The sequence below is a fragment of the Methylobacillus caricis genome (assembly GCF_020532705.1).
Taxonomy (GTDB): Bacteria; Pseudomonadota; Gammaproteobacteria; order Burkholderiales; family Methylophilaceae; genus Methylobacillus; species Methylobacillus caricis.
The window spans coordinates 20,178-46,022 of record NZ_JAJAVD010000003.1 but is presented as its reverse complement, the minus strand read 5'-3'; the positions used below and the strand labels follow the sequence as shown (position 1 = coordinate 46,022).

Here is a 25,845-nt window from a genome sequence, read left to right as displayed (position 1 = left end):
ATGCTCTCCTGCCTTGGAATGTACCCCGAGAAGTAAGTATCAAGATTGATCCTGTCTGCGCAGGATGCTGTTGCCTGCCAGCATTATAGTCTTCCCTGCCTGACGCGGCTGAAGTACATAAACAAACAGCATTTCGCCCAGAAACGCTGTTAATGATCAGGGTAGTCTGCCTGCGCCTAGCGACATCACGGTCCAAAAAATGCACCGCGAAACAGCCTAGCCTTCCCTATGGTATGTCCCCCAGATAATGCGTTATTTTTTTATGAATAGGAGCTGATGGCAGATAAAGAGACAATCTGTCCCAGTCCATATGCCGCTCCACTTCATCAGCCAAACGTTCCAGGCTGGCTTCGCGCAACGCGACATAGTCATAACGTGCCATTTCTGCTTCCGCAGCTGCCACTTGGCGATAACCTGCCCATGCCAGCCAGGCCTCTGTAGCTTCAGCGTGATCAAACAATCCATGCAGGTAAGTGCCCGCTATCTGGTTATCTCCTGACAAGGCCCCTTCTGCCTGTGTGCCGATATAGAGCAGAGGGTGTTTCAAGGCAGGGCCGCTGCTCACGCCCATATGGATCTCATAGCCAGTCACGGTGGCATCGGCAAAGGTCAGCTTGCCTTCAACTTCTTTCAGGTGCTTTTTCCTGGTCAAAGTAGTTTCCATCTCCAGCCAGCCAAAACCATCGCTGGAGCCGGCATCCCCTTCTATGCCATGGGGGTCATGGACCTTCTGCCCCAGCATCTGGAAACCGCCGCAGATCCCAAGCACCTTGCCGCCATAGCGCAAATGACGCGCGATCTTTTCCTGCCAGCCATGTGAGCGCAATGTGGCAAGATCGCCACGTACATTCTTGCTTCCTGGCAGGATAATCAGGTCAGCAGGCGGCAGGGGCTCGTTGAGCTCTATGAATTGGAAATCCACATGCGGATGCAGGCGCAGGGCATCCATATCGGTGTGGTTGCTGACGTGCGGCAATACTGGGGCAACCACGCGCAGCCAAGTTTGCGGTTTTTCCAGTATTTCACGCGCAACGGCATCCTCGGCCTCTATATGCAGGTTGTGCAGATACGGCAGCACTCCCAGTACCGGCTTGCCGGTTTCCTTTTCCAGCCAATCCAGCCCGGGCTGCAACAAGGCAACGTCACCACGGAAACGATTGATGACAAAACCAATAATGCGTGCTCTTTCTGACTCAGAAAGCAAGGCCAGAGTGCCTACAAGGTGGGCAAACACGCCGCCGCGATTAATGTCGGCAATCAGGATCACCGGGCAATCCGCCGCTTCGGCAAATCCCATGTTGGCAATATCGTTCTCGCGCAGGTTAATTTCCGCCGGGCTGCCAGCGCCCTCCACCACCACGCATTGGTATTGCTCACTCAATCGCTGCCAGGAAGCCAGCACCGCTTTCATGGCGGTGGGCTTATAGGCATGGTAGGCGTTGGCCTCCAGGTTACAGGCCACCTTGCCGTGTATGATCACCTGACAACCGGTATCGCTATTGGGCTTCAGCAGCACCGGGTTCATATCGGTGTGTGGTGCCAGGCCACATGCTTGCGCCTGCACGGCTTGTGCCCGTCCGATCTCGCCGCCATCCGTGGTGACGGCTGAATTTAGCGCCATGTTCTGCGGCTTGAATGGCACCACATGCACCCCCCTGCGGTACAATACCCGGCATATCGCAGCCACCAGTGTGCTCTTGCCCGCATCAGAGGTGGTCCCCTGAACCATCAATGTTTTGGCGTATGTCATTGACCCATTATCCCACTACTTTCCTTGCAACCCCAGCCCTGTTGATCGCGGCATTATTGCTGGACTGCCTGCTGGGTGAACCAAGAAAATGGCATCCGCTGGCAGGTTTTGGCAATCTGGCTCATTGGCTGGAAAAATACATGAACCGGCAGCAAACTTCCTTGCTTTCCCGGGCCAGCGGGCTGGTGGCTTGGCTTGCGCTGTTATTGCCGCCAATGGCTATGGCCTACTGGTTTACGCATTTAGTTTACGGATGGATACTCGATATCCTGCTGCTTTACTTTGCCATAGGGGCGCGCAGCCTCAAGGAACACGCCATGCGGATTTACCAGGCGCTGCAAGAAGGCAATATCCCTCAAGCCCGCCAGGCGGTCAGCATGATCGTGAGCCGCGATACGCAGGACCTGAACCAGGCCGAGATAGCCACCGCCACCGTGGAATCCGTACTGGAAAACGGCAATGATGCCATCTTTGGCGCGATTTTCTGGTTTGTATTATTCGGTGGCACCGGCGCCCTCATGTTCCGGCTGGCCAACACGCTGGATGCGATGTGGGGCTACCGCACGCCCAGGTTCCTCTATTTTGGCTGGGCCGCTGCCCGTCTGGACGACATTTTCAACCTCATCCCCGCTCGCCTCACTGCCTTGAGCTACGCAATATGCGGCCATACCCGCACTGCGCTGCAAAGCTGGAAGAAACAGGCGCCAAGCTGGTATAGCCCCAACGCTGGACCGGTGATGGCATCAGGGGCTGGCGCATTGCAGGTCACACTTGGCGGCGTAGCTCCCTACCACGGACAAATGAAATTCAGACCCAACCTGGGAACCGGGCCCAGTGCCAATACGCCACATATACAAGCAGCCGTGGCACTGGTTCAGCGCAGTATAGGCTTGTGGGTGGGTGTGCTTATTCTGTTCAGTATCATGGCTGGATTCATGCATGCTTGAACACGGCGGCAACCTGCGTACCGCAGCCAGGCATTATGGCATTGCATTGGAGGACTGGATTGACCTCTCCACCGGCATCAATCCACAAGGGTATCCCGTACCGGATATCCCTGCGGTTACATGGCAACGCCTACCGGAAATCGACCTGGCACTTGAGCAGGCAGCACGCGCTTATTACAACACCCCGAATTTATTGCCGACTTCTGGCTCCCAGGCCGCGATACAGGCACTGCCACGCTTGCGCCCGGAAAGCCGTGTCACCGTGCTGGGGCCCATGTATACAGAGCATGCATGGGCCTGGCAACGACAGGGACATCATGTCAGGCAACTTGAGGCCCTGCCCGGCCCTTCCATATTAGATAACACGGATGTATTGCTTGTTTGTAACCCCAACAACCCCAGCGGCAGGGTCATTCCGGCAGATACACTGCTTGCCTGGCATCAGCAATTGGCTAAACATGATGGCTGGCTGATCGTAGATGAGGCGTTCATGGACTGTACCCCACGCTTTAGTATCGCCAAAGAAGTCGGCAAACCCGGGTTGATTGTCCTGCGCTCACTGGGCAAGTTTTTTGGCCTGGCCGGTGCGCGCGTAGGCTTTATGCTGGCTGAACCCGCCCTGCTGGCAGCATGCGAGGAAATATTGGGACCATGGTCGGTCAGTGGCCCGGCACGCTTTGTCGCAGAAGCAGCATTGAGCGACACACCATGGCAAGAAGAAACCCGCACGCGCCTGCTTGATGACAGTGACCGGCTGGGCAAGTTATTGACTCACTATGACATGCCCCCATCCGGATCCACTCCCTTGTTCCACTGGGTGCCAACAGAAAACGCCTGTTGCATCCACCAGCAACTGGCAAAGCTGGGGATATGGACCCGGCTGTTCAGCGATCAATCAGCCCTGCGTTTCGGGCTGCCAGCCGGTCAGGACTGGCAAAGGGTAGAAACAGCGTTTCAACACCTTTAAGCACGGCAACTAGGTTTTCAACAGGTAGTTGAGAGCTGTCCCAAGCTCCGCCATGACACTTTGCCAATCCCCCGGCACTGGTTGGCGGAACAAGCGGCCAGTTGGATACCATGGCGTGTCTGTCCTATCGAGCAACCAGCGATAATCCGGCACAAACGGTAACAATATCCAGACCTGCTTACCCAATGCTCCTGCCAGATGGGCCACAGAAGTGTCGACACTGATCACCAGATCCATGGCGTCCACTAGAGCGGCTGTATCCTTGAAGTCCTTCAGCTGTGCAGTATGGTTTGCTATCGATGGCAATTCTGCCAGCAAGGCTTGATCCCGCGGTTGGATTTCTTTCTGCAAACAATGAAAGCTGACAGGCAATTTAAGCATATCAGCCAGTGTGGCCAGCGGAATACTGCGCCGGTGGTCATTCTTGTGAGTGGTGGAACCGCTCCAGACCAGGCCTACACGCGGTTTGTCCGTGACTGGCAGGGAAAATGCCGCCTGCCGGCCCTTATCGGCAAATAGATAAGGCACCTCGGCCGGCACCGTTTCTACCGTGGTACCAAATACCATGGGCAGACTCATGATGGGGCAATGATAGTCAAAGTCGGTATAGCCACTTCCTTGCGCCACCACAATGAACTGGTCGCTCATGCTTTTCAGCAGCTCCACCAGCGGCGGCTGTACCTCAAGAATGACGTGTGCGCCAAGCGCAGCTACCTTGTGCGCATAACGGCAAAATTGCATGGTGTCACCATAGCCTTGCTCTGCATACAGCAACACGCGCTTGCCCTTGACGTCAAACTGTCCCTGCCACTGGGGTTGTGGGCAGCGCTTGCGTTCGCCACGCGCAAATCCCGCAGTATCAAAACCCGCCTCGTATAACTTCCACCCCTCCTGATATTGTCCCAGGAGTATCAGCATCAGCGCCTGGTTCCAGCGGAACTTGTTCTGGCCTGGGTCCAGCTTGGCAGCCTTGGCATAATCCACCAGGGCTTCTTCTATCATCCGGTTATCCAGGAACAGGTTGCCGCGGTTGTTATAGGCAATCGCATAGTTTGGTGACATTTCTATCACACCGTTATAGAACTCCAGTGCCTCCTGGGCACGGTCAAGCTCGGACAGTGTATTGGCAAGGTTAAGAAAGGTGGCGATTTCGCCGGGATTCAGCTCCAGTGCTTTCTGGTGGTCGAGCAGGGCCTCATCGAAATGTTTGGCACCGTGGTAGGCCAGGGCACGGTAGTGATAACAGATGGCTGCATCCGGCTTGATAGTAAGGGCAAAGTTGAAATGTGCCAGGGCAAAATCGTACTGGCGCAATGCAGTGAGCGCACGGCCACACCCCACCAGCGCATCAAAATTGGAGGCATCCTGTGCCAGCACCTGATTATAGGTTTCAAGTGCCTCGTTGTGCTTTTCCTGCGCGAGCAAAGCATCCGCCTTAGCCAATAACGGCTTAACCGACACGCTGCCTCCTTGCTAACGATGGATGTGAATGCATGGCTTATCTATTGACGTAAGCTACTCGCGTCACCTTATCTTCAATCACGATTTTCGTCACACTAGCATAGTCAATTTGCAGCTTAAACGTATGTATAAGCGGTAAATCCAGTGCATATCCGGTAATTGCCCGTATCACTCCGGCATGGGTAAACACCAATGCCGGACGATCCCGATGGTCAAGCTCCCGCACAAATTCGCCTGCACGCAGCGACAATTGGTGAAAAGACTCGCCATTGGGAGGCACCTGCTGCACATGATCCTCCGCCCAGACATCCACCAACCCACGCGGAATATCGCCCCAGGACTGCATCTCCCAATCACCGAAATTCAGTTCCTTGAGCCTGGCATCCTGGTTCACTTCTTGATGCGGACTGAATGTGGCTGCCATGGATTGCGCCAACTTGAGGCAACGCTGCAGAGGACTTGTGTAAATGATTGGTTCGCGCACATGGCGGAGTTTGGGATGCAAGGCATCAAACTCCGCAAGAAAAGTCTCCGTCACATCCACATCACTTTGGCCGTAACAAGTTCCCGTCAGCACATCAGGCGTGGTATGCCTGATTAAATAAATTTCCACTTAACATTAACTCCAGATCAACACGCCCAGATAAAAGGCTATTTCAGTCAGTTGCTGCATGGCACCGAGACAATCTCCCGTATATCCGCCCAGGCGTTTTTTCAACTTGAGGCTGAACCATATCCAGACAACGGCTACCGGCAGCATGGCAGCCCATAGCTGCAAAGAGAGGAAAAGCATGGGCAACAGGCCAAACAATGCCGCCAGCAACAAACTTGTTTTGGATAAGTGATGCGCCAGGGGCTTCGCCTTGCCCTCGTCACGCACATAGTCCTGTGTCGCAATCACCAAGACAGCAGCAAGGCGACTCAGGGCATGCCCGGCAAACAGCACTAATGGCAACAAAGTCACGGAAATATGCAGCAGGCTTTCAAACTTAAGCAACAATGTAAATACCAGGGCCATCGCGCCATAACTGCCTAGACGCGAATCCTTCATGATAGTAAGCGCCTGCTCTTTCTCCCACCCTCCCCCCAGCCCATCTACACTATCCGCCAGGCCATCTTCATGAAAGCCGCCAGTCAAATAGGCTGTCGCCATCATGCTCAGGATAATCGCTACCTCAAGCGGCACAATATCACCCAGCAGCCCCACTGCCACGGCAGCCACAATTCCGACCAGCCAACCGACCAGTGGAAAATAACGCGCAGCTTCATTCAGGTCACTTTGCCGAAAATCCTTGATTTCCGGCAAGGGCAACCGGGTAAAAAATCCCAGCGCCAGCAGCAGCAAACGCCATTGCTGCTTCATGAGCCTTCCTGACGGCTGATCTGGGCAGACTCGAAAGAAGCCATCTGGTTGAGGAAATTCACGGCTGCCTGCAGCAAGGGATAAGCCAATGCCGCGCCTGTACCTTCGCCCAGGCGCAAGCCTAGGTTTAATAATGGCTTGGCATCAAGCTTTTCCAGCAACAAGACATGGCCGGACTCGTCCGAGCAATGGGCAAAGACGCAATACTCCAGAATCTCTGGAGCGATGCGACTTGCCACCAACAATGCAGCTGTCGCGATAAATCCGTCAATGAGCAGGATCACCTTGCGCTCTGCTGCTCCCAGCATGGCTCCTGCCATCATGGCTATCTCAAAACCACCGTAAATTGCCAATACCTGCATGGGATCTTCAGCAGATACCTGATGATGCCCAATCGCTTCCCGAATCACCGCAGCCTTCCTTGCCACACCAGCAGCATCAAGCCCGGTACCACGCCCTACACACTGCTCGACCGGCAGGCTACACAATACGGAAACCAGAGTTGAGGCTGAGGTTGTATTGCCTATTCCCATTTCACCAAAGCCCATGACATTGCTGCCAGAAGCTGCTTCCGCGTGTGCCAATGCACGTCCACTGCGCAATGCTTGTGCACATTGCCCGGCAGTCATCGCCGGCCCATGAAGAAAATTATTGGTCCCCATGCCCACTTTTGCGCGGATAAGGTCAGGATGGGCAGGAAATTCATGGTTCACGCCCGCATCAACCACCCGCATCCGCATATTGTGCTGCCTGGCAAAAATGTTGATGCCAGCGCCCCCTGCAAGAAAATTGAGCACCATCTGTTGAGTGACCGCCTGCGGATAAGGGCTGACCCCTGCCTCCACCACGCCATGGTCTGCTGCAAACACCAACATGACCGGACGCTCCAAGGTTGGCGTCAATGTATTCTGGATCAACCCAACCTGTAACGCCAACCCTTCAATGGTGCCCAAGGCACCCAGAGGTTTGGTCTTGTTATCTATATTGCACTGCAACTGGACTTGCAGACTTTTATCCAGAGGTTCTACATTAAAAACAAGGAGGGGTGAAATCATGAAATCTTCTTTTCAAATCAAGCAGCGAGCATACCCGAGCATAAGTGATTTTTGAATGGCAGAAATAAAAATCGAATATTTTTGATCAAACCTAGACGAAATCCTGAAGTTTGCTATAATGCTGGCCTTGCGTGAGCTCAAGAGCCAGCGTAATCAGCAAGCAGTATGGCCAGGTAGCTCAGTTGGTAGAGCAGCGGATTGAAAATCCGCGTGTCGACGGTTCGATTCCGCCCCTGGCCACCAAGAATATCAAAAGGTTAGCTTCGGTTTTGAGCTAGCCTTTTTTATTTTCTGGAGGATTCCTGCAATCCCCCGGACAATACCATTGCACAGCAAACGCAACTCACACACGCTCGACATTAATATTTGATTGGTGCGACACACAAATCCACACTCCAATGACCGAGCTTCCCTACCTCAATGGATATCCTGCCCCATTACTCACGCAAATCTGCACGTTGCTGGAAAAAGGTCAGCTTGGCACCTGGTTGGAACGCAAGTATCCAACGCGCCATGATATCCAGACTGACAAAATGCTGTACCAGTACGTGACAGAAATTAAACAGCATTACCTGAAAAATGCACCGATTGTGGCGAAAATACAATTCGACAACCAGCAGCATCCTGTGAAGGGAACGCTTGGCACCAACACTTTCGTGAGACGCATACAGGGAAACAAGCTCAAGAACAAAAACGAAATCCGCATCGCTACACTTTTCCGCGATGCTCCCGAAGGGTTTTTACGCATGATCGTAGTGCACGAGCTTTCACATCTAAAGGAAAAAGACCATAACAAGGCTTTTTACCAACTGTGCCTGCACATGGAGCCGGACTATCACCAACTGGAGTTTGATATGCGCGTATGGCTAACCTGGCGCGAGTACAGGCACCTTATCCCAACAGGGAAACTGTCAAGCTAAGAGAATGCATCTCTCTTTTCATTCCTCCATCATATCAAGCATCATCATTCAATACTGCACAGCCAGTAATTGACCCTAGCGCTAGGGCAATCGTACTAGATGTCCAAAACAGCATTGTGCCCAGTCTCGCCAGAAATTCCATATACACCCTGGCTAGGCTCTATATCACCATACTCACTGGCAATCGGCGTATCATCCAAGGAAAAAATAGCCGATATGGCTGTGATATCATGGCGACCTTGCAACCTGTGGTTTAAAAATCTTCATGGCCAACCATACCGATATCGATGCGAACGAGCTGCAGGCGCTCTTGTCATCGCAAAAGGTCATCCTCGTGGATGTGCGTAACGACGATGAAGTCGCGCGCGGCATCATTGAGGGTGCGATGCATATCCCCATGTCCGTGATCCCCGGCATGGGCGGCTTATTGTCCGAGCATCCTGATACTGCATTGGTATTCTACTGTCATAGCGGCATCCGCTCAGCCCAGGCCGCCGGCTTTCTTGCCGGCCAGGGACGTAACAATGTGTACAATCTGCGCGGCGGCATACTGGCGTGGGGCAATGCAGGCTATAGCTTTACCACCAAGACTGAATAATCATGGAATTCCAGACAGAACTAGATGCACGCGGGCTTAAATGTCCGTTGCCTATTTTGCGCTGCAAGAAGGCACTGGCAGAAGTGGACGCGGGCAATGTATTGAAAGTGATTGCCACTGACCCAGGCTCAGTGAAGGATTTTCAGGCATTCTGCAAACAGACTGGTCACGAGATGCTGGCCATGGCAGAAAATACGGATGCTCCGCAAAAAGAATTCATTTTCCATATCAGGAAACGCACCAACTGACTCCCTTTTAGCCTGCCTGCAGCATCCTAGAGCAGCACGCCATCATCCGGTTGCAGCACTGAGGGCACTGGTTCACCGATCACTTCCAGCACGGCAATCTCGATATTGCGGCTCATGGCATCCAGCGGCAAATCATTGGGTTGGGTGTCAAACGGATCCGCAATCTGATCCCCCAGCGCATCCAGGCCAAAAAAAGTATATGCCAATATGCAGACTGCCACGGGAGTGAACCAGCCGATACTATCAACTAGGCAGAATGGCAACAGAAAGCAATACACATGCACGATACGGTGCAACATCAGGATATAGGGATAAGGAATCGGCGTGCTCTTGATGCGCTCACAACCACCCAGCACTTCCGATAGATGATTCAGTTGGTTATCCATCTGGGAGAGCAGGATAGGATCAAGATTGGACTCTCTCGCCCGCTCTGCAATGCGTCTGCCCAAAATGCTGATTAACAACGCCGGCGACTGCATATGCGGTTTTATTTCTTCATCTTCACTGCGCTTTATATTTTCATATATAACGCCGCGCAAAAAATTCCGCAGTGCATAAGGATAAGCCAATAAAGGTCGCAAGAGAAATAATCGCGCTTCACGATTCAGCGCGGGAAAGTATTGTTGCGTTTGCCTTGCAAGGTTGCGCGCACTAATCATGAGCTCTCCCCACAAGGTACGGGCTTCCCAGAAGCGCTGATAGGCAGCACTGTTACGAAAGCCCAGGAAGATTGCCAGGGTCAGCCCCCACAGCGTGAACGGTGTCGCAGTCAGTATCACCTTATAGTGGTACAAAGTACCATGAGTCGCCACCACCAGCGAACTGAGCAAAACGGTAAACAATACCTTGCGCCAGATCACCGGGATGATGGAACCCTTGAGTGAAAACAACAATACCCGGGCGCTAGGGTTTTGTGGATGCGTAATCATGGTTGATTAATCCTGTTCCCCAGTATTCCCGGGTAAATGCTTATTTCAGTTTGGCGAGTTGTGCCTGCAATTTGGAAAGCGTATCGCTGAAAACGGCGAGGCGCGCCTTTTCTTGCTCAACCACTATCGCTGGGGCGCGGGCCACAAAACTCTCATTGCCCAGCTTGGCCTGCGCTTTGCCAATCTCAGTCTCAATACGGCTGATTTCCTTGCCCAGACGCTCCTTCTCGGCAGCTACATCGATCTCAATCTTGAACATGAGCTTGAAATCACCTGCTAGTGCCACTGGTGCATCAGCTTCTGGCAGTTCGGCCACGATCTCGACTTCCGCCAGCTTGGCCAGCGCCTTGAGATGCGGCGCATAGGCAGCCAGCTTCTCCGCATCGCCAGCCGCAATCAAAGGCACGCGGGTTGCGGGCGACACGCCCATTTCACCGCGCAGGCTGCGGCAGGCGTCCACTGCCTGTTTGAGTAGCGCCACCCAGGATTCGGCATCAGTATCGATCTTGGCAGGCTGCGCCTTAGGGTAGGCTTCCAGCATGATGCTGGGGCCGGTGCGGCCGGACAGCGGCCCTACCGTCTGCCAGATTTCCTCGGTAATGAATGGCATCAATGGATGCGCCAGGCGCAATATGGTTTCCAGCACACGCAGCAAGGTGCGGCGTGTCGCGCGTTGCTCGGCCTCATCACCGGTTTGCAATTGCACCTTGGCCAGTTCGAGGTACCAGTCGCAGTACTCGTCCCAGACAAACTTGTAGATAGCCTGCGCCACATTGTCAAAACGGTAATCGGCAAAGCCGCGCTCGATTTCCGCCTCAGTGTGCTGTAACAGGCTGACGATCCAGCGGTCTGCCTGCGAGAACTTGAGGTAGCCTTCAGGCTGGGTCTTGCAGTCTTCCAGGCCGTTGTTCTGGCCTTCGGTGTTCATCAGCACAAAGCGCGTGGCGTTCCACAACTTGTTGCAGAAATTACGGTAGCCCTCACATCGCTGCAGGTCGAACTTGATGTCGCGGCCTGGAGAGGCCAGCGAGGCGAAGGTGAAGCGCAAGGCATCGGTGCCGAACGCGGGAATGCCCTCGGGGAATTCCTTGCGCGTGCGCTTTTCGATCTTTTCCGCATCCCGGGGGTTCATCAGGCCTGTCGTGCGCTTCTTAACCAGATCGTCCAACCCGATACCGTCGATCAGGTCGATCGGGTCCAGCACATTGCCCTTGGACTTGGACATTTTCTGCCCTTCCGCATCGCGGATCAGGCCATGCACGTAGACATGCTTGAACGGAATCTTGCCGGTGATGTGCTTGGTCATCATCACCATGCGCGCCACCCAGAAGAAGATAATGTCGAAACCGGTCACCAGCACAGAGGAAGGCAGGTATTGCTGCAGGGCGACATTCGCCTTGTCCTTTTCCTCGTCGCCAGTCCAATCCAGGGTAGAGAACGGCCAGAGCGCGGAGGAGTACCAAGTGTCGAGCACATCGTCATCGCGCTTCAGGTTGCCGCGGTAACCATCGTTGGCCGCGAGCTGGATTGCCTCGGATTCGTTGTGCGCGACATAGACCTTACTCTCGTCGCTATACCAGGCAGGAATCTGGTGACCCCACCAGAGCTGGCGCGAGATACACCAGTCCTGGATATTGTTCAGCCATTGGTTGTAAGTGTTCACCCAGTTTTCCGGCACGAATTTGATCTCGCCCGAGGCCACCACATCCAGCGCCTTTTGCGTGATGCTCTTGCCATCGGCAGACGGCTTGCTCATGGCGACAAACCATTGATCGGTCAGCATGGGCTCAATCACGACATTGGTCCGGTCGCCGCGCGGCACCTTGAGCTTGTGTTTATCAATTTTCGCCAAATAGCCCTGGGCTTCGAGGTCGGCCACAATCTGCTTACGCGCAGCAAAACGCTCCAGGCCGCGATATTGCTGCGGCGCATTGTCATTGACGAAGCCTTGCAGGTTCAGGATGCCGATCAGCGGCAAACCGTGGCGTTGGCCCACGGCGTAATCGTTAAAGTCATGCGCAGGCGTCACCTTCACCACACCAGTACCAAACTCGCGGTCTACATAATCATCGGCAATAATCGGGATTTCGCGGTCGCACAGCGGCAGCTTGACGGTCTTACCAACCAAGTGCGCGTAACGCTCATCTTCCGGATACACCATCACGGCCACATCGCCGAGCATGGTTTCCGGACGCGTAGTGGCTACGGTTAAATGACCGGTGCCGTCGGCCAGAGGATAATTGATATGCCAGAGCGAGCCGTCCTCCTCTTCCTGCACCACTTCCAGGTCTGATACTGCCGTGCCCAGCTTCACATCCCAATTGACCAAACGCTTGCCGCGATAAATCAGGCCTTCGTTATAAAGGCGGACAAAGGTCTCGGTCACGGTCTTGGACAAGCCTTCATCCATGGTGAAACGCTCGCGGCTCCAGTCAGGTGAAGTGCCAAGGCGACGCATTTGTTTGGTGATGGTGCCGCCGGAATATTCTTTCCATTCCCAGACTTTTTCCAGGAATTTCTCGCGGCCAAGGTCATGACGGCTGACACCTTGTGCATCAAGCTGGCGCTCCACCACGATCTGGGTGGCAATCCCCGCGTGGTCAGTACCAGGCTGCCACAAGGTGTTGTCGCCGCACATGCGATGGTAACGGGTCAATGCATCCATGATGGTCTGGTTGAAACCATGCCCCATGTGCAGGGTGCCTGTCACATTCGGTGGTGGCAGCAGGATGCAGAAATTATCTTGTTTGGAGGTATCCAGCCCGGCAGCATAGTAGCCGCGCTCTTCCCAGAATTGGTACCAGCGGCTTTCTATGTTCTTGGGCTCAAAGGATTTATCGAGGGTTTGGATTGGGGAGTTATCTGTGCTCATAGGGGTGGGATTTTAGCATAGCGGCCCGCCGCCATAATGCCTGCCCCTGCAAAAACTGCGGATTCATGATCCTGCTACCAGGCATGCTGTCCCACCCAGAAAAAGGCGGCAAGGGCTCCGGCTAATATCACCGCATGTACCCAGCCCCAGCACAGATACTGCTGACGCAGACGATGAGGAGACAGGCTGGAAAGCAGAAACATGCGCCCATCGGCAGGCGCCCTGATGACATGGACACCGGCTGCCGTTCTCAGCTCGCGGTGCTGCCTCTCCACTTCGCGGATTGCAGCGCGGCGTGCCAGCTCCCACTCCTTGAGGTCAATCTCGCCATTGCCATCCAGGTCAAAGCGCTGCAATAAATTGGCTTTGTCTTGCTTCCACTCCCCGAGCAAAGCCGATACATCCTCGCTTTTATTGAGCGGGGTATTAGCCCCACCCACTGTGGTCAATTCTCCCAACACATAAATCGCCCCGGCAAAGAGAATCTCCTCCACCCGCTTATAGTCTGCCTGGTAACTCACCCGCCGCTCCGGGCCTACCACTTCCGCATGGTCAGGATCAACAAAACACTGCCCGCTACCATCAGTGATCAAAAAAGTTTCATCACTCACGCCTTGATGTTCCAAGCGCCAATCATTGTGACCACGCTTGCGATATACCTTGTAGCGATACCAGACACAGCGCCGGGCTGAAAACGGGCTGACGATCAAATGCTCAGGATCTGGCACTGCTCGACCATAAAGCTCAACATAGCCTTGGGCGGCAGAGCTGATACGCGAGGTGGGGAGGTCCGCAATGGCACGCACACGCCGGTAATTGGAGGCCCAGGCAAAGCCGCTGATCAGGGCTACCAAACCCAGGCACCACTGCCACACATCAGGCCGCCTGAACTGTATCGCGATCACCAGCAATACAAGATGACTGACGGAAGTCAGCAGATCGACGTAATGACGGCGCCAGCCCTTGAATAACATAAGAAGTTAAAGCGGGGGTTACTGACTGAAGCGCTTGGCGATATCCACATCCTGCAATTCGCTCTTGGCAAAACGCAGTAAAGCCTGGCGGCTGAAACCCAGTGTACGGGCAACCACCAGATCAGGGAATTGGGCAATACGGACATTATGGATATTGACGCTGTCGTTATAGAACTCGCGGCGATCCGCAATAGCATTTTCCAGCCCACTGATGCGTGCCTGCAAATGCAGAAACTGCTCATTGGCCTTCAGTTCAGGGTAGGATTCCGCCACTGCAAACAAATTGCCCAGGCCAGCCCGCAAGGCGCCTTCTGCCGCACCCAGGGCCGCCACATCATGCAGCTCGCGTGCCTCGGAAACACGTGACCGCGCCTGTATCACCTTTTGCAGGGTATCCTGCTCATGCTGCATATATTGCTTGCAGGTATCCACCAGCTTGGGCAACTCGTCATGCCGTTGCTTGAGTAACACATCGATATTGGCCCAGGCTTTTTCCACATTGTTCTTGAGACTGACCAGGCCGTTGTAGACCATGATGAAATAAATCACGGCCACAAACAGTGCCACCAGCATAAAAATCGGCATATCCATCCCCTTTTGAATTGATTGCCAGTGTAATGCGCCATTCAGAGCCAGGCAACGGTCAGTCATTGCAGTGGCGCTTTCAAAAGAAAAAGGCCGGTTGCCCGGCCCTTTCTCTAACTACCAACTACTACGCGTGCTTAAACCATTTTTCTGCGTCTTGCTACACCGCCTAACAGGCCAATCCCCGCCAGCAACATGCCATAAGTGGCTGGCTCAGGCACAGCGGCCAGATTAGCGCTAAAAGCAAGATCACCTCCCAGGGTGGTGACCCATGGCGCACCTGTCAGCTGACTGCGATCGTTGCCATTATTCAGGTACACAAACGTGCCGCCCTCATATGCCGTATCCGGAGCAAAGCCCCATTCATTGGTACTTTCCACGCCTTCCTGGATACCGGAAGTAGTGAAATACAGCACATACTGGTTATTCGCCTGCAGCGTCACAGAGGGATAAGCCGTAATCTCCGTGTATTCGCTGCTAGCGGAAAATCTGAATGGATCCGATTGATAGAGAATTTCGTCCACCCTGGAACCTGTCCAGCTACCCACTTCGATCGTAAATGCAGCGTTCAGGTCCGACAGAATGAAGGAAAAGGACTGTAGCACTTGATCCTGGTCGCCAATGGTAATGGTTTGACCGTAGGTGGCCGTATCCGGCGTACCGAATGGTGAAACTTCTCCATCCCATTGATCTATGGTGCTGATGGTAGTGGCGGCATGGACTGCCGGTGTAAATGCCAATGTCAAAACAAAACCCAATGCGGGAAATTTCATCACGACCTCCTTGATGTTGAATGAGCTTAAGCGCCAATGACAACTCGTGCTTAAAAATTCCCCCCTGTTGGGTGACCATATTGCAAGGGTAAAGTTCTGGTACGATGACAGGCTAAACACTCAATGGGACATAATGAAGATGCTGGAACCGCTCTGGATATGGGGCATACTCGGATTAGCCCTGATCGCGCTGGAAATGCTCACAGGCACGCTGTATATACTCTGGTTCGGCATCGCGGCCTTGTGCCTGGCACTGCTGACTTACCTGATCCCGGCATTGGGCACCGCCTGGCAGTTATTGATCTTTGCTGCGCTTTCACTGGGTTCGCTCGCGATCTGGAAGCAGTTCTACCGCCGCGAACAAGACGATTCCAACATTGGACAGTCGCGCGGTGACGAGATCGGCCGCACCGGCATCATCATCGAAGCTGTCAGCCCAAGGCAGAACGGCCAGATCGAGTTTGCGCAAGGCGTATTGGGCAGCCGCCAATGGGTCGCCATTGCCAATGAGGAAATCGAGGCAGGTGCCGAAGCCGTTATTGTGTCAGTGGAAGGCAACCGCCTGCGCGTCAGCAAGAAAACCACCGGATAATATCCATAAGGAGAAACCATGTTTGAATTCGCATTTGTATTGATCGCCGCTGTTGCCGTCCTGGCCTGGAAAGGCATCCGCATCGTGCCGCAGGGCGAGGAGTGGGTAGTGGAAAGACTGGGGAAATTCAATGCTGTGATTACCCCTGGCCTGCACATCATCAACCCGATTTTCAGCAAGGTCACTTACAAGGTCACCACCAAGGACATCATCCTTGATGTGCCAGAGCAGGATGTCATCACCAAGGATAACGCCGTCATCCTGGCCAATGCACTGGCATTCATCAAGGTCACCAACATAGAACGTGCCGTCTATGGTATCGAAGATTTTCGCGAAGCCATGCGCAATATGGTGCAAACCAACCTGCGCTCCATCATTGGCGGCATGGACCTGAACGAAGCGCTCACCTCGCGCGAGCGCATCAAGACAGAACTGAAGACTGCCATTGCAGACGAGGCTTCCGACTGGGGCTTAACCGTCAAGTCAGTGGAAATCCAGGACATCAAACCCTCAGCCAATATGCAGCATGCCATGGAACAACAAGCTTCTGCCGAGCGGGAACGGGTCGCAGTCGTCACCCGCGCCGAAGGTGACAAACAGTCCCTGATCCTCAATGCCGAGGCGCGGTTGGAAGCCGCAAGAAAAGATGCAGAAGCGCAAAAGGTGGCAGCAGAAGCATCCGCCGAATCCATCCGCATGATTGCAGATGCCGTGAAGGAAAACGACACCTCAGCCACTTTCCTGCTGGGTGACCGCTACATCCAGACTCTGCAGAAAATGTCCAACTCCAGCAACAGCAAGATTGTAGTGATGCCAGGAGACCTGGTCAGTGCTGTCAAAGCCTTGATCGGCGGCGGCAAGTAACAATTGAAACATAAAAAAGGGAGCATCTGCTCCCTTTTTTATTAGTGGTTACATATTGGACAAGCAACGTCCTTGCTTAGCTTGAGCGTACGCCAATCCATGGTTTGCACATCCAGCAGCAGAAGACGCCCTTGCAGACTTTTGCCTAATCCCAGCAGCAACTTCATTGCCTCGGCAGCCTGCGTGGTGCCTATCATGCCAACCAACGGCGCAAACACGCCATTCTCGGCGCAACGCAGGCCTTCATCACCGCCCAGGTTGGGAAACAGACAGTGATAACAAGGGCTATCACCATGCCGCATGTCAAACACCGTCACCTGCCCCTCGAACCCAATGGCAGCCCCTGACACCAGCGGTTTGCGCAAATCGACGCATACCTGGTTGACCGCATAACGGATAGTGAAATTATCGGTACAGTCGATCACCACATCCGCCGCCTCCGCCAGCGACCGCAAGGAAGCTTCAGTCATCCTCTCCTGTATCGGCTGCACAGCAACTTCCGGATTGATTGCCTGAATCGTCTGCTGCGCTGAAACTGCCTTGTTCATGCCCATGGATTGCGTGCCATGAATAATCTGGCGTTGCAAATTGGTCAGGTCCACCTCATCAAAATCACAGATGGTCAATGTGCCGACACCACCCGCAGCCAGATAAAGCGCAACAGGCGAACCCAGGCCGCCCGCACCTATAATCAATGCATGGCTGTTAACCAGTTGCTCCTGGCCTTCATAGCCGATTTGCGGCAACAGGATATGACGGCTGTAACGTAGAAGTTGATTGTCGTTCATTAAGTAGATTCTACTGCGATCACTGAAAACTGGCGGTGGATTTGCCAATTGAGAAAAATATTATGGCAATTGCCCGGCCTGGATCATGGCATTGTAGAGGACGTAAGGCGAAATCCAAGTCAGGACATGGTCAAACCGCCCATTCGGATCGTTTGCACGAATATCGTGGCTGACAAAGATATTATCGCCATCAAGATTGGCATTTTCATCTGCACCGCCAGATGCATCTCCTGTTAGTACCTGGGCACCTGTTTTTCCCAATGAATAAATCACAGCGACAGCATTGTTGACCAAATAATTCGTATCATTGCAGTTTGAGCTGGTAGCGCAAATACGAATCTCTGGCCTGAGTACCTCTATGCCTATCAAGGAAATTTCATTAGTGGTCGTAAAATCAGGCAGCGCACTCCCGCCTCTGTTGGTCTGGTCAGCTTTATAGAAAATTGGATTACTCCAGCCGTCCAGTGCCTGACCTTTGTCATTTACAGGCTTGATCCCCAAAGTTGCTGCTGGCAGCATATATGCACTTGGATCACACTGCCCGCCACCTTGCACTCCGAGCAGTAAAACAGCCTCCAAGCCATTGCTTGCCGCCGTTGCAGGACACGGCAATCGTCCATGGGTTTGGGCAAATCCGATTAAAGCCTTGGTTGCAAGCTCAAGCTGTTTTTCTGTCTGCTGCTGGTAAGCGACGTCTCTTTGAGCACTCACCGGCAAGATCAATGCGGAAATGACAAAGCCCAGAATGACCAACACTACGGCCATTTCTACTAGAGAGAAACCCTGCTGCTTGAAACCTACCATCCCACCATCCCTGTGCTATTCACCGCAGGTTTTACAAAATCCAGATTACTATCGATATCAGCCGCAGCATTCAGCATATAGGTGTCCGGCGGACGCCTAGTAAAAATCAGTGCTGGTAAATTATCAATTTTATTTACCACCCCGTTTTTCGTGTAATGCAGGTGCAAACAGGTATCCACAGCACATATGCCATCCCCTCCCGGCCTGAATGCTGGAGCAATCACTGCATACATGAACTCATACCATCTATTGGTGAAATACCATTCTGGCAGGACAGGATAAAGACTCAACTTGGAAACATTAACGGATGTCATTGACTGAGTACGCAAGGTCATGGAGGAGGTCTGGCTATTCTGCACATCCTGCAGCTTCACTACGGTCTGTGCAGGCACTGTAAAAGTTTTTCTAAACTCATATAAACCTGAGCTTCCAAGAGAATCATATACGCCGGCATTGATATTGGCATTCAATATCAGGTTAACTATTCTTTTTTCCACTGTTTCTGGCAAGTTCTGTGTAATGACCCCTGTACAGTCTAATAAAGGTGCGCCTGCACTCTGCACAATACACTCAGCATCGGCAAAGCTGTATTCTTTGAATGAATCCACAATGGCAAGCGTCAATGTCCCACTGGAACCGCCAGACAGGGAGGTCATATGCCAAGCAACTTCACTGCGATAAGTATTGCAGGCACTATTGCTAACACATCTGAAAGGAATATATCCCTGCCCAACCCTACCAGCTTCATAAGAAAAGTCTGCTGGCCATGCAGGGCTCGATTTCTCCGGAACCATCCAAGGAAAACTCCTCACCTCATGAGGCGAGGATTGGTAAAGCACAGGAAAATTGATCGCTTTCTTGGCCTCGGCTACCACCCTTGTTTCAAGCGCTATCATCAGCTCGTCAATCGTGATGTAAATCAACCTGTCATTGATTTCAGAATCTCCTAGCCCTCCCATCACGAAATCTTCGTCAGGCTTTGTATAGTCATAATTGGCGATGGTTTTATCACTAAACACCACACGCTCAAGAAACATATCGGCTTGAACCAGCCCACCGCTACGATCTTGATTCTTCAATGGAGGTCCTGGTGCAATAATCACTACCGCTACACGATCAGATACAAGCTGACCCTGACGGTCGAAGACTTTCATCCATGGATATGCACTTGTCGAATGAGTACCATCATAAGGATATGGTAATGCAGTATTCACTGTTAATACGCCCGGATTTATAACGGGGGTTGGTGATGAGTTACTGGTACGAATCAAATTCCTAGATACTGCATACCATAATCTTTCAGTAGCAGAATCTGTTACTGAAAGATTCGTATGATAAGTAGTATTGGCGCACCCTGAATCGCTATAGATAGGTAGCTTACCAATTAAATGTGGATAGTTAAGATTTGATGGAACACAGTCACTTTTACCATCGTAATTAGCCATTGTTGTTTCCAGCCTGTCAGGAAAAGGCATCGTACCTGGCCAGTCCGGATGTGCCACAGTCCATGCAATCAATGCCTCCTTGGCCTCAGCCAAAGCTTTCATGGTTTTTTCTTCCTGCCGTGCCTTCATTGCGGCAGCATCGTATGACTTCACCACATAAGCCGTCACCGCCAAACCAATGATAAAAATGACCAATAGCAACGCAGCACCGCGTTGATTTGGAGCGCTCACAGGTTGACGGGGAACAGACATTGCAGCCCCGGCTAGCGTATGACACCCTCTTCCGCACCATTCACCCGTGCAGAAGATTCGCCCTGGGGTTGGGCATGGACGTTGTTTTCAACAATCTCATCGCTTGCAGGGTCATATGACTGGCCTGCTTTCAGCAAAATGCTGCGCCCCTGCTCCGGCAGGGTAATGGGGACTGTGTTTTGTCCCTTGGGCAGCCTGCCGATATGTAGGTTGCCGTTCTCGGAGTTTTCCCGGATTGGCTGGTTGTTGATCCAGACCGTACTTTTGCTACCGTCGCTGCGTTGTACAAATCCTTGTACCGAAATAGGCTGTACAGCGGATACCGGCGGGCTGAGGTCAGGTATTTCCGGACTTGGTACCTGCTCCACCAACTGGCCGCGGGTATTCTGCCTCAGCCTGTCCAGGGTTTCCCGTTCTGCAGGACTGGTAAACAGGCGCCCCAAGCCTCCTGCCGCCATGGCGCCATGGCGCCATGGGCTACCAACAGCAAAATCCATAGATATTGTTTCATGGCGCGGCTCCCAATGCAGATTCATGCAATGTCAGCCAGTCAAGTTCGCATTCAGCCGTCGCTACAGGAACCAGGTTAACGGCATTGAAAATGCCTGTACGGTTGATAGTACAGTCTCGCACTATAAAAGGCGTTGCCTGCCGATGTTTGAGCGAGTCCAGCAAGGCCAGCAGGTCTCCTTCGTGTAGCAATGGGAGTTCCAATTTCATGATAGAACGATACAGGCTGAAAGGTCCAAGGTTATTGATAAATTCCGGCTTAAAAAGCTCTTGGGCTCCTATGCTGTATTTGATGCCAAACAGGCGCTCCTGTTGATGAATATTACGCAAGGCATCCACCCACTCGATGCGCCGCTCTTCACCGATAAAACCCTGGTTGATCAGTCGCTGGTAAACCGGCAGATAGCGAATAATGTTTTCACGTTCCTGCCCTGATGACTGCAAACGGGCCCGCGCCTGCATCAGTTGGCTTTGTTGCTGCTGCAGCTTCTGACTGATCTCATCCCGATACGACTGTGCGTAACTGATGATCACTACTGCAAACACCACTGCCAGCAACAAGGCAGACAGTGGCACGCCCAACCTTTGCCAGTCTTGTTGCGTCAGTTTCATGCTGGCACCTCTCGCTTGAGTATCAGCATGATCTTGAATACTGCGGCCTGGCGCTGGGCAGTGCGCTCATCAGTGGTGCTGCCCTGCAAGCTGCTGAAGGAGCTCACATTCACGGGCTGCTGCAGAACCATCACATCAGCCACCTGGTTGGTATTGGCCTTGAGGGATTCTGCAAGCTTGTGCACGGTTTCCAGCGCATTACGGTAATTGCCGGTGAAGCCCCGGATCTCACCCGTGATAAAGCCCACCTGGTAAAGCACATTCGGCTCTGGCGCAAAAGCTGTTGAGTTAGGTACCGAGGTCGTCTGGGCCGTGGTACCAGCCGCCTCTTCATCCTTGATGGCAAGATCACTGCTCAATACCCAGCGCAGCCTGTTCAGTTGGATATTCGGCATATTCTCCAGTGTCGCGCTCAATACCTGCATCATGCGCTGCGGCGATGCCTCCTGCCGCTGGATAGACTGATGTATTTCGGCTGCCGCCTGCAGGTCTGCGCCAGAAATAGGTGTCATCGGGAAATCAATCGCCACATCGTTATAACGCTGCTCCTGCTCCCTGGTGTCTGCCATGGCCTGCTGAATCTCCTGCGCCTCGCTAATAGACTGTTGTAGGTAGTATATAGTCAGCAACAAGGCCAGCATGGCAACGGAAAGCGCCAGCACCATCATGTTCTTGCGCAAGAACTCAAGTTTGTAGGTCTTGATAAGCAGTGCCGGTGCAAGGTTGTCAGGCCTGTTACCACGTGCCAGCAAATGCATGTGCAACAACTCTGGCGCATGCTCAATCAAATGGGCCGGCAATCCATATCGACCAGCCACATTGCCCAGTTTGACGGCACGGCATTGCAACCCTTGCTCCTGCTCGATATTGCGGCAAATCTCCTCAGTATTGTCATCTGTTGTCAGCAGCACCACTTGCAGTGGAGTGTCCCGCGCAATCAATCGCTGGCTGAGCAGGTAAAGGCGGGCCTTATCAGTCTCAACCAGATGAAAGTAGCCCAGCTGATTGTGGGCTTCAGCTGGTATATGCACCAATCGGCTTATGCGTAACTTGCCTTCATGTAAAAAGCTTTGCCGCAAGCCGGATGCCAGATGTTCGCTCAACAGGATATTGGGTGCAGTGATATTCACCTTGCGCAAAAATACCTGGCTGACCATGGGCAGGCTGTAAATACCGGCCAAAGGGGCCTGCTGCAAGCCAATGATTTCGAGCCAGGGCTGCAGGAAATCGCCATTGGTCAGCGCGACGAACAGGAACCGGTCATCCTTGCGCTTGCCACGCTCCCGGCTAACAAACTGTGCGGTACGGAAATCTGCGCCTCGATACACCTGGTTAAGCTTGCGTTGAAGCATTTCACGACGGGTTCTCCCCGTCGTATGCGGCAGGGTTTCCAGGTGGAAATCCTCTTCTTGCGCATCTGCCAGCAAATAAATGGGGGCATAGGCATAACGTTGCAAGAAGCTGGCAAACGCTCGCTGGCCTTGCACATCATTATTGAACAACTCATAGTTGCGCAAGCGGCCAAAACGCCAGCGCCCGGCGGTCAGGCGGTCATGGCTGGCACAAAGTATGATTCTCTCGAACATGAATAATGAGCAGTTCTACAGTTTGAGTTGGCTAAACGAATCGTACACCGGACCGAGTACGGAAAACATGATCAAGGCCAGTATGCCGCCCAGAAATACAGTCAATGCAGGCTCTATGATCTTCAACATTTTCTCGACCGACTCATTGACATCGCGGTCATAGAAATAGCTGATGTTCAGCAAGGATTTATCCAGTGCGCCGGTACTCTCCCCTACCCGGATCATGCGGACCACCAGCGGCGGAAACAATCCTGCATTGCGGAAACTCTCGCTCATGCTGTCGCCTGCATTGATTTGTTGCCATGCACGGTTCAATGCATCGGCCACTACGCGGTTATCAACAATCTCCTCGCAGTTGCGCATGCCATCCAGTACCGGAATTCCAGTCTGGTACATGAGTGCAAAATAACGGGAAAACCGGGCCAGGATGATTTTGTTCAGGATATCCCCGGTAATGGGCAGCTTGAGCTTGAGCAGATCAAAGCGATAACGCATTTCCGGGCTTTTGTTGATCGCAATCGCCAGCACGACGAATAATGCCACGGGCAGGGAAATCATCAGCCACCAGTAATTGACAACGGCATTTGACACCGCGATCAGTATCCGCGTTTGCAACGGCAGCTCCTGCCCCATATTGGTGAGGAACGACACCATCTGTGGCACAAGGTAAGTCATGAGGAACACCACGGCGGATAATACTACCACCAGCACAAAGACAGGATAGGCAAGCAACTTGCGTGTTTGGGCAATCAATTCATCCTGCCATTTCAAGGTGCTGGCAAGGTGCTGGAAAATATCTGGCAGGCGTCCTGTCTGCTCGCCTGCCCTAATCAGGCTGATGAATACCCGGTTGAACACCTGCGGATGTTCGGCCAAGGCCTGTGACAGCATTTTCCCGCCCTCAACTGAGGACACCAATGAGCCAATCACCTTCTGGAAATGGAGATTGGCTGTGCTGTCGCGCAAATCAACCAGCCCTTCCAGCAAGGGCACGCCTGCGCTACTCAATTGTTCCAGCTGGAAACAGAAAATCACCAGATCCTGCAGGCTGACCTTCTTGCGGGTAAAAATCGAGGGGGGTTTTGGCGCAGGCCGGAACGTGATCAGGTCCAACCCGATACGCTTGAGGCGTAATTCCAGATCAATTTCATTGAGGGCATCAATCTGCCCTTGTGCAGATTTGCCGACCTGATCCACCGCCTTGTAATTGAATGTCGGCACGCTGCCTTACCTGACACGACTCGTTAGATCAATCACGCGCATTACCTCGGCCAGGCTGGTATAGCCTTCCACAATGCGCCGGATGCCGTCTTCCGCCAGAGTGGTAAAGCCTTTCTCCAATGCCATGGTGCGCATTTCATCAAAATGCGCCCGCCGTGCAATCAGGGAATCCATATCACTATCGATACGCAGTAACTCCATGATGGCCATACGTCCCCGATACCCCGTATAGGTACATTGCTTGCATCCCACCGGCCTGTAGATCCTGATATCCGGCCTGGCTTTATTTGCCAGCAGCTTACGCTCATCCTCATTAGGTGAGTAGGCCTCCTTGCAGTGCGGGCAAAGCACACGCACCAGGCGTTGCGCCACTACCCCGATGATATTGCCTGCCATGATGTCCGGTGATATGCCAATGTCCAGCAAGCGAGGAAATGTTCCCAGAGCGGAATTGGTATGCAGGGTGGTGAACACTTGATGGCCCGTCATGGCGGCACGGAACGCCATGGTGGCCGTATCCGTGTCGCGGACTTCGCCAACCAGGATAATGTCAGGGTCCTGCCGCATGATGGAGCGTATGCCGTTGGCAAAATCCACCTTGTTTACTTCGGCCACCGAGGTCTGGCGCATCATGGTGACGGGATATTCCACCGGATCTTCCAGCGTCATGATATTGACTGCCTCGGTGTTCTGGAAGGATAGCAGTGAATAAAGCGTGGTTGTTTTACCGCTGCCGGTCGGCCCGGTGACCACCAGAATGCCTTCGGGACGCGTCATCATGAGTTTGAGTTCATCCAGCGTATGGTCACGCAACCCCATGCGCTCCAGCGGGATGATGGATTTTTCACGGTCCAGTACCCGCAATACGATATTTTCGCCGTGGATGGTGGGATGGCTGGCCACACGAAAGTCGATAGGCCGGCCAGATAAATTCATATTCAGGCGGCCATCCTGTGGCGAACGCGTCTCTGCAATATCCATTCCACTGATCACCTTGAGCCTGACAGCTATCCCGGGCCAGTAAGTCTTGTGCAGGCTGCGTATCTGCTGCAACACACCATCGATACGGTAACGTATGCGTAAAAAGGCATATTCCGGCTCAAAGTGAATATCCGAAGCCCCGCGCTTGACCGCATCCATCAGCAATGCCCCCACGAGCCGCACTACGGGCTGGGTGTATTCATCGCCGCCAGTCTGCAGGCTCTGGTAATCTATCTCGCCAGTCTCGATTTCACGCAGAATGCCATCAACCGATAGTTCATAGCCATAGAACTGGTCGATATATTCTTCAAGCTGCGCCTCTGCTGCCAATACCGGCTTGACCTGTATCTGGCCGCCGATCATGGCACGCAGTTGATCCAGCGCCACCACGTTGAACATATCGGACATGGCCACTGTCAGTTGGTTGCTGGTAACATCGTAGGCCACCGGCAACAAATGATAACGCCGGGCAAAACCTTCCTGCACCATTTGCAAGGCATCGCCATCGGCAATTACCGTCGCCAGGTCAATACTCTCCTGGCCTATGGTATGCGCCACCAGGTCTCGGACCATGGCTTCTGTAACAAAACCCAGGCGTACCAGCTGACGGCCCAGGGGAATATTGCTTTGATCCTGCTCCATAAGGGCGATACGCAACTGGTCCTGACTGATCAGGCCCTGCTGTACCATCAATTCGCCCAACCGAAGCTTGCGACGCTGTTCTACCATGAATTGCGGGTCTTTATCT

General features: G+C 53.1%; 25 protein-coding genes and 1 tRNA gene. 8 read left to right on the top strand and 18 right to left on the bottom strand.

Annotated features, from left to right (window positions below):
• Positions 1-226 precede the first annotated feature (226 nt).
• Positions 227-1,729: a cobyric acid synthase gene (locus tag LG200_RS09485; RefSeq protein WP_226757561.1), complete on the bottom strand. Its 1,503-nt coding sequence runs from the start codon at positions 1,727-1,729 to the stop codon at positions 227-229.
• 14 nt (positions 1,730-1,743) lie between these two features.
• On the opposite strand from LG200_RS09485, the gene cbiB reads away from it, so the two are divergent.
• Positions 1,744-2,697: an adenosylcobinamide-phosphate synthase CbiB gene (cbiB, locus tag LG200_RS09480; protein WP_226757385.1), complete on the top strand. Its 954-nt coding sequence runs from the start codon at positions 1,744-1,746 to the stop codon at positions 2,695-2,697.
• Positions 2,690-3,664 carry a threonine-phosphate decarboxylase CobD gene (gene cobD / locus LG200_RS09475; protein ID WP_226757384.1) on the top strand — a complete coding sequence of 325 codons (975 nt, stop codon included), beginning with the start codon at positions 2,690-2,692 and terminating at the stop codon, positions 3,662-3,664. The genes cbiB and cobD overlap by 8 nt, the downstream gene beginning before the upstream one ends.
• 9 nt (positions 3,665-3,673) lie before the next feature.
• On the opposite strand, the gene LG200_RS09470 is transcribed toward cobD, so the two are convergent.
• From LG200_RS09470 to cobT, 4 genes are read right to left on the bottom strand one after another with little or no spacing between them, the layout of a single operon-like run.
• Entirely contained in the window at positions 3,674-5,125 is a 1,452-nt protein-coding gene (locus tag LG200_RS09470) for a tetratricopeptide repeat protein (RefSeq protein ID WP_226757383.1), read from the bottom strand.
• A gap of 37 nt (positions 5,126-5,162) precedes the next feature.
• Entirely contained in the window at positions 5,163-5,738 is a 576-nt protein-coding gene (gene cobC, locus LG200_RS09465) for an alpha-ribazole phosphatase (protein ID WP_226757382.1), read from the bottom strand.
• Between the two features lie 6 nt (positions 5,739-5,744).
• Complete coding sequence (locus tag LG200_RS09460) at positions 5,745-6,488, bottom strand: adenosylcobinamide-GDP ribazoletransferase (protein WP_226757381.1); 744 nt, start codon at positions 6,486-6,488, stop codon at positions 5,745-5,747.
• Positions 6,485-7,543 (bottom strand): nicotinate-nucleotide--dimethylbenzimidazole phosphoribosyltransferase, encoded by a 1,059-nt coding sequence (gene cobT / locus LG200_RS09455; protein ID WP_226757380.1) that lies wholly within the window; start codon positions 7,541-7,543, stop codon positions 6,485-6,487. Before cobT ends, LG200_RS09460 begins: the two co-directional genes overlap by 4 nt.
• A gap of 167 nt (positions 7,544-7,710) precedes the next feature.
• On the opposite strand from cobT, the gene LG200_RS09450 reads away from it, so the two are divergent.
• The 4 genes from LG200_RS09450 (at position 7,711) to LG200_RS09435 (ending at position 9,309) form a co-directional block, all read left to right on the top strand.
• Positions 7,711-7,786, top strand: a tRNA-Phe gene (locus LG200_RS09450).
• A 155-nt stretch (positions 7,787-7,941) separates the two neighbouring features.
• Positions 7,942-8,463: a M48 metallopeptidase family protein gene (locus tag LG200_RS09445; RefSeq protein WP_226757379.1), complete on the top strand. Its 522-nt coding sequence runs from the start codon at positions 7,942-7,944 to the stop codon at positions 8,461-8,463.
• A gap of 265 nt (positions 8,464-8,728) precedes the next feature.
• Positions 8,729-9,061 (top strand): rhodanese-like domain-containing protein, encoded by a 333-nt coding sequence (locus LG200_RS09440; protein ID WP_226757378.1) that lies wholly within the window; start codon positions 8,729-8,731, stop codon positions 9,059-9,061.
• 2 nt (positions 9,062-9,063) lie between these two features.
• Positions 9,064-9,309, top strand: coding sequence for a sulfurtransferase TusA family protein (locus LG200_RS09435; RefSeq protein WP_226757377.1), 246 nt, complete (start codon positions 9,064-9,066; stop codon positions 9,307-9,309).
• A gap of 26 nt (positions 9,310-9,335) precedes the next feature.
• Here the strand turns inward: LG200_RS09435 and LG200_RS09430 are convergent, their stop codons facing one another.
• From LG200_RS09430 to LG200_RS09410, 5 genes are all read right to left on the bottom strand, one after another.
• Complete coding sequence (locus LG200_RS09430; protein ID WP_226757376.1) at positions 9,336-10,238, bottom strand: bestrophin family protein; 903 nt, start codon at positions 10,236-10,238, stop codon at positions 9,336-9,338.
• A 40-nt stretch (positions 10,239-10,278) separates the two neighbouring features.
• Entirely contained in the window at positions 10,279-13,110 is a 2,832-nt protein-coding gene (locus tag LG200_RS09425) for a valine--tRNA ligase (RefSeq protein ID WP_226757375.1), read from the bottom strand.
• Between the two features lie 74 nt (positions 13,111-13,184).
• Positions 13,185-14,084 carry a hypothetical protein gene (locus LG200_RS09420; RefSeq protein WP_226757374.1) on the bottom strand — a complete coding sequence of 300 codons (900 nt, stop codon included), beginning with the start codon at positions 14,082-14,084 and terminating at the stop codon, positions 13,185-13,187.
• A gap of 18 nt (positions 14,085-14,102) precedes the next feature.
• Positions 14,103-14,669: a LemA family protein gene (locus tag LG200_RS09415; protein ID WP_226757373.1), complete on the bottom strand. Its 567-nt coding sequence runs from the start codon at positions 14,667-14,669 to the stop codon at positions 14,103-14,105.
• A 137-nt stretch (positions 14,670-14,806) separates the two neighbouring features.
• Positions 14,807-15,442: an FxDxF family PEP-CTERM protein gene (locus tag LG200_RS09410; protein ID WP_226757372.1), complete on the bottom strand. Its 636-nt coding sequence runs from the start codon at positions 15,440-15,442 to the stop codon at positions 14,807-14,809.
• Between the two features lie 133 nt (positions 15,443-15,575).
• On the opposite strand from LG200_RS09410, the gene LG200_RS09405 reads away from it, so the two are divergent.
• Together LG200_RS09405 and LG200_RS09400 are read left to right on the top strand one after the other, a co-directional pair.
• Positions 15,576-16,034, top strand: coding sequence for an NfeD family protein (locus LG200_RS09405; protein WP_319004554.1), 459 nt, complete (start codon positions 15,576-15,578; stop codon positions 16,032-16,034).
• A gap of 18 nt (positions 16,035-16,052) precedes the next feature.
• Complete coding sequence (locus LG200_RS09400) at positions 16,053-16,898, top strand: SPFH domain-containing protein (protein WP_226757371.1); 846 nt, start codon at positions 16,053-16,055, stop codon at positions 16,896-16,898.
• Between the two features lie 41 nt (positions 16,899-16,939).
• Here the strand turns inward: LG200_RS09400 and LG200_RS09395 are convergent, their stop codons facing one another.
• The 8 genes from LG200_RS09395 to LG200_RS09360 are packed head-to-tail and all read right to left on the bottom strand — an operon-like array spanning position 16,940 to position 25,826.
• Entirely contained in the window at positions 16,940-17,686 is a 747-nt protein-coding gene (locus LG200_RS09395; protein ID WP_226757370.1) for a HesA/MoeB/ThiF family protein, read from the bottom strand.
• 60 nt (positions 17,687-17,746) lie between these two features.
• Complete coding sequence (locus tag LG200_RS09390) at positions 17,747-18,490, bottom strand: type II secretion system protein (RefSeq protein WP_226757369.1); 744 nt, start codon at positions 18,488-18,490, stop codon at positions 17,747-17,749.
• Entirely contained in the window at positions 18,484-20,187 is a 1,704-nt protein-coding gene (locus LG200_RS09385) for a hypothetical protein (RefSeq protein ID WP_226757368.1), read from the bottom strand. Before LG200_RS09385 ends, LG200_RS09390 begins: the two co-directional genes overlap by 7 nt.
• Before the next feature lie 11 nt (positions 20,188-20,198).
• Positions 20,199-20,684: a hypothetical protein gene (locus LG200_RS09380; protein WP_226757367.1), complete on the bottom strand. Its 486-nt coding sequence runs from the start codon at positions 20,682-20,684 to the stop codon at positions 20,199-20,201.
• 10 nt (positions 20,685-20,694) lie between these two features.
• On the bottom strand, positions 20,695-21,309 hold the full coding sequence (locus LG200_RS09375) for a hypothetical protein (RefSeq protein WP_226757366.1): 615 nt from the start codon (positions 21,307-21,309) through the stop codon (positions 20,695-20,697).
• Complete coding sequence (locus LG200_RS09370; RefSeq protein ID WP_226757365.1) at positions 21,306-22,895, bottom strand: hypothetical protein; 1,590 nt, start codon at positions 22,893-22,895, stop codon at positions 21,306-21,308. Before LG200_RS09370 ends, LG200_RS09375 begins: the two co-directional genes overlap by 4 nt.
• A 15-nt stretch (positions 22,896-22,910) precedes the next feature.
• Entirely contained in the window at positions 22,911-24,116 is a 1,206-nt protein-coding gene (locus LG200_RS09365) for a type II secretion system F family protein (RefSeq protein ID WP_226757364.1), read from the bottom strand.
• Between the two features lie 6 nt (positions 24,117-24,122).
• A complete protein-coding gene (locus tag LG200_RS09360; RefSeq protein WP_226757559.1) occupies positions 24,123-25,826 on the bottom strand; it encodes a GspE/PulE family protein in 1,704 nt (567 codons plus the stop codon).
• Positions 25,827-25,845: the final 19 nt, after the last annotated feature.

What these genes read in the sequence shown, in the direction of transcription:
- LG200_RS09460 (WP_226757381.1), bottom strand. Translation starts at nt 6,488, where the DNA reads ATGAAGCAGCAATGGCGTTTGCTGCTGCTGGCGCTGGGATTTTTTACC.
- LG200_RS09415 (WP_226757373.1), bottom strand. Translation starts at nt 14,669, where the DNA reads ATGCCGATTTTTATGCTGGTGGCACTGTTTGTGGCCGTGATTTATTTC.
- LG200_RS09390 (WP_226757369.1), bottom strand. Translation starts at nt 18,490, where the DNA reads ATGGTAGGTTTCAAGCAGCAGGGTTTCTCTCTAGTAGAAATGGCCGTA.
- cbiB (WP_226757385.1), top strand. Translation starts at nt 1,744, where the DNA reads ATGTCATTGACCCATTATCCCACTACTTTCCTTGCAACCCCAGCCCTG.
- LG200_RS09440 (WP_226757378.1), top strand. Translation starts at nt 8,729, where the DNA reads ATGGCCAACCATACCGATATCGATGCGAACGAGCTGCAGGCGCTCTTG.
- LG200_RS09395 (WP_226757370.1), bottom strand. Translation starts at nt 17,686, where the DNA reads ATGAACGACAATCAACTTCTACGTTACAGCCGTCATATCCTGTTGCCG.
- LG200_RS09385 (WP_226757368.1), bottom strand. Translation starts at nt 20,187, where the DNA reads ATGTCTGTTCCCCGTCAACCTGTGAGCGCTCCAAATCAACGCGGTGCT.
- LG200_RS09410 (WP_226757372.1), bottom strand. Translation starts at nt 15,442, where the DNA reads ATGAAATTTCCCGCATTGGGTTTTGTTTTGACATTGGCATTTACACCG.
- LG200_RS09425 (WP_226757375.1), bottom strand. Translation starts at nt 13,110, where the DNA reads ATGAGCACAGATAACTCCCCAATCCAAACCCTCGATAAATCCTTTGAG.
- LG200_RS09370 (WP_226757365.1), bottom strand. Translation starts at nt 22,895, where the DNA reads ATGTTCGAGAGAATCATACTTTGTGCCAGCCATGACCGCCTGACCGCC.
- LG200_RS09420 (WP_226757374.1), bottom strand. Translation starts at nt 14,084, where the DNA reads ATGTTATTCAAGGGCTGGCGCCGTCATTACGTCGATCTGCTGACTTCC.
- LG200_RS09375 (WP_226757366.1), bottom strand. Translation starts at nt 21,309, where the DNA reads ATGAAACTGACGCAACAAGACTGGCAAAGGTTGGGCGTGCCACTGTCT.
- LG200_RS09405 (WP_319004554.1), top strand. Translation starts at nt 15,576, where the DNA reads ATGAAGATGCTGGAACCGCTCTGGATATGGGGCATACTCGGATTAGCC.
- LG200_RS09380 (WP_226757367.1), bottom strand. Translation starts at nt 20,684, where the DNA reads ATGGATTTTGCTGTTGGTAGCCCATGGCGCCATGGCGCCATGGCGGCA.
- LG200_RS09435 (WP_226757377.1), top strand. Translation starts at nt 9,064, where the DNA reads ATGGAATTCCAGACAGAACTAGATGCACGCGGGCTTAAATGTCCGTTG.
- LG200_RS09445 (WP_226757379.1), top strand. Translation starts at nt 7,942, where the DNA reads ATGACCGAGCTTCCCTACCTCAATGGATATCCTGCCCCATTACTCACG.
- LG200_RS09360 (WP_226757559.1), bottom strand. Translation starts at nt 25,826, where the DNA reads ATGGTAGAACAGCGTCGCAAGCTTCGGTTGGGCGAATTGATGGTACAG.
- LG200_RS09485 (WP_226757561.1), bottom strand. Translation starts at nt 1,729, where the DNA reads ATGGTTCAGGGGACCACCTCTGATGCGGGCAAGAGCACACTGGTGGCT.
- cobT (WP_226757380.1), bottom strand. Translation starts at nt 7,543, where the DNA reads ATGATTTCACCCCTCCTTGTTTTTAATGTAGAACCTCTGGATAAAAGT.
- LG200_RS09400 (WP_226757371.1), top strand. Translation starts at nt 16,053, where the DNA reads ATGTTTGAATTCGCATTTGTATTGATCGCCGCTGTTGCCGTCCTGGCC.
- cobD (WP_226757384.1), top strand. Translation starts at nt 2,690, where the DNA reads ATGCTTGAACACGGCGGCAACCTGCGTACCGCAGCCAGGCATTATGGC.
- LG200_RS09430 (WP_226757376.1), bottom strand. Translation starts at nt 10,238, where the DNA reads ATGATTACGCATCCACAAAACCCTAGCGCCCGGGTATTGTTGTTTTCA.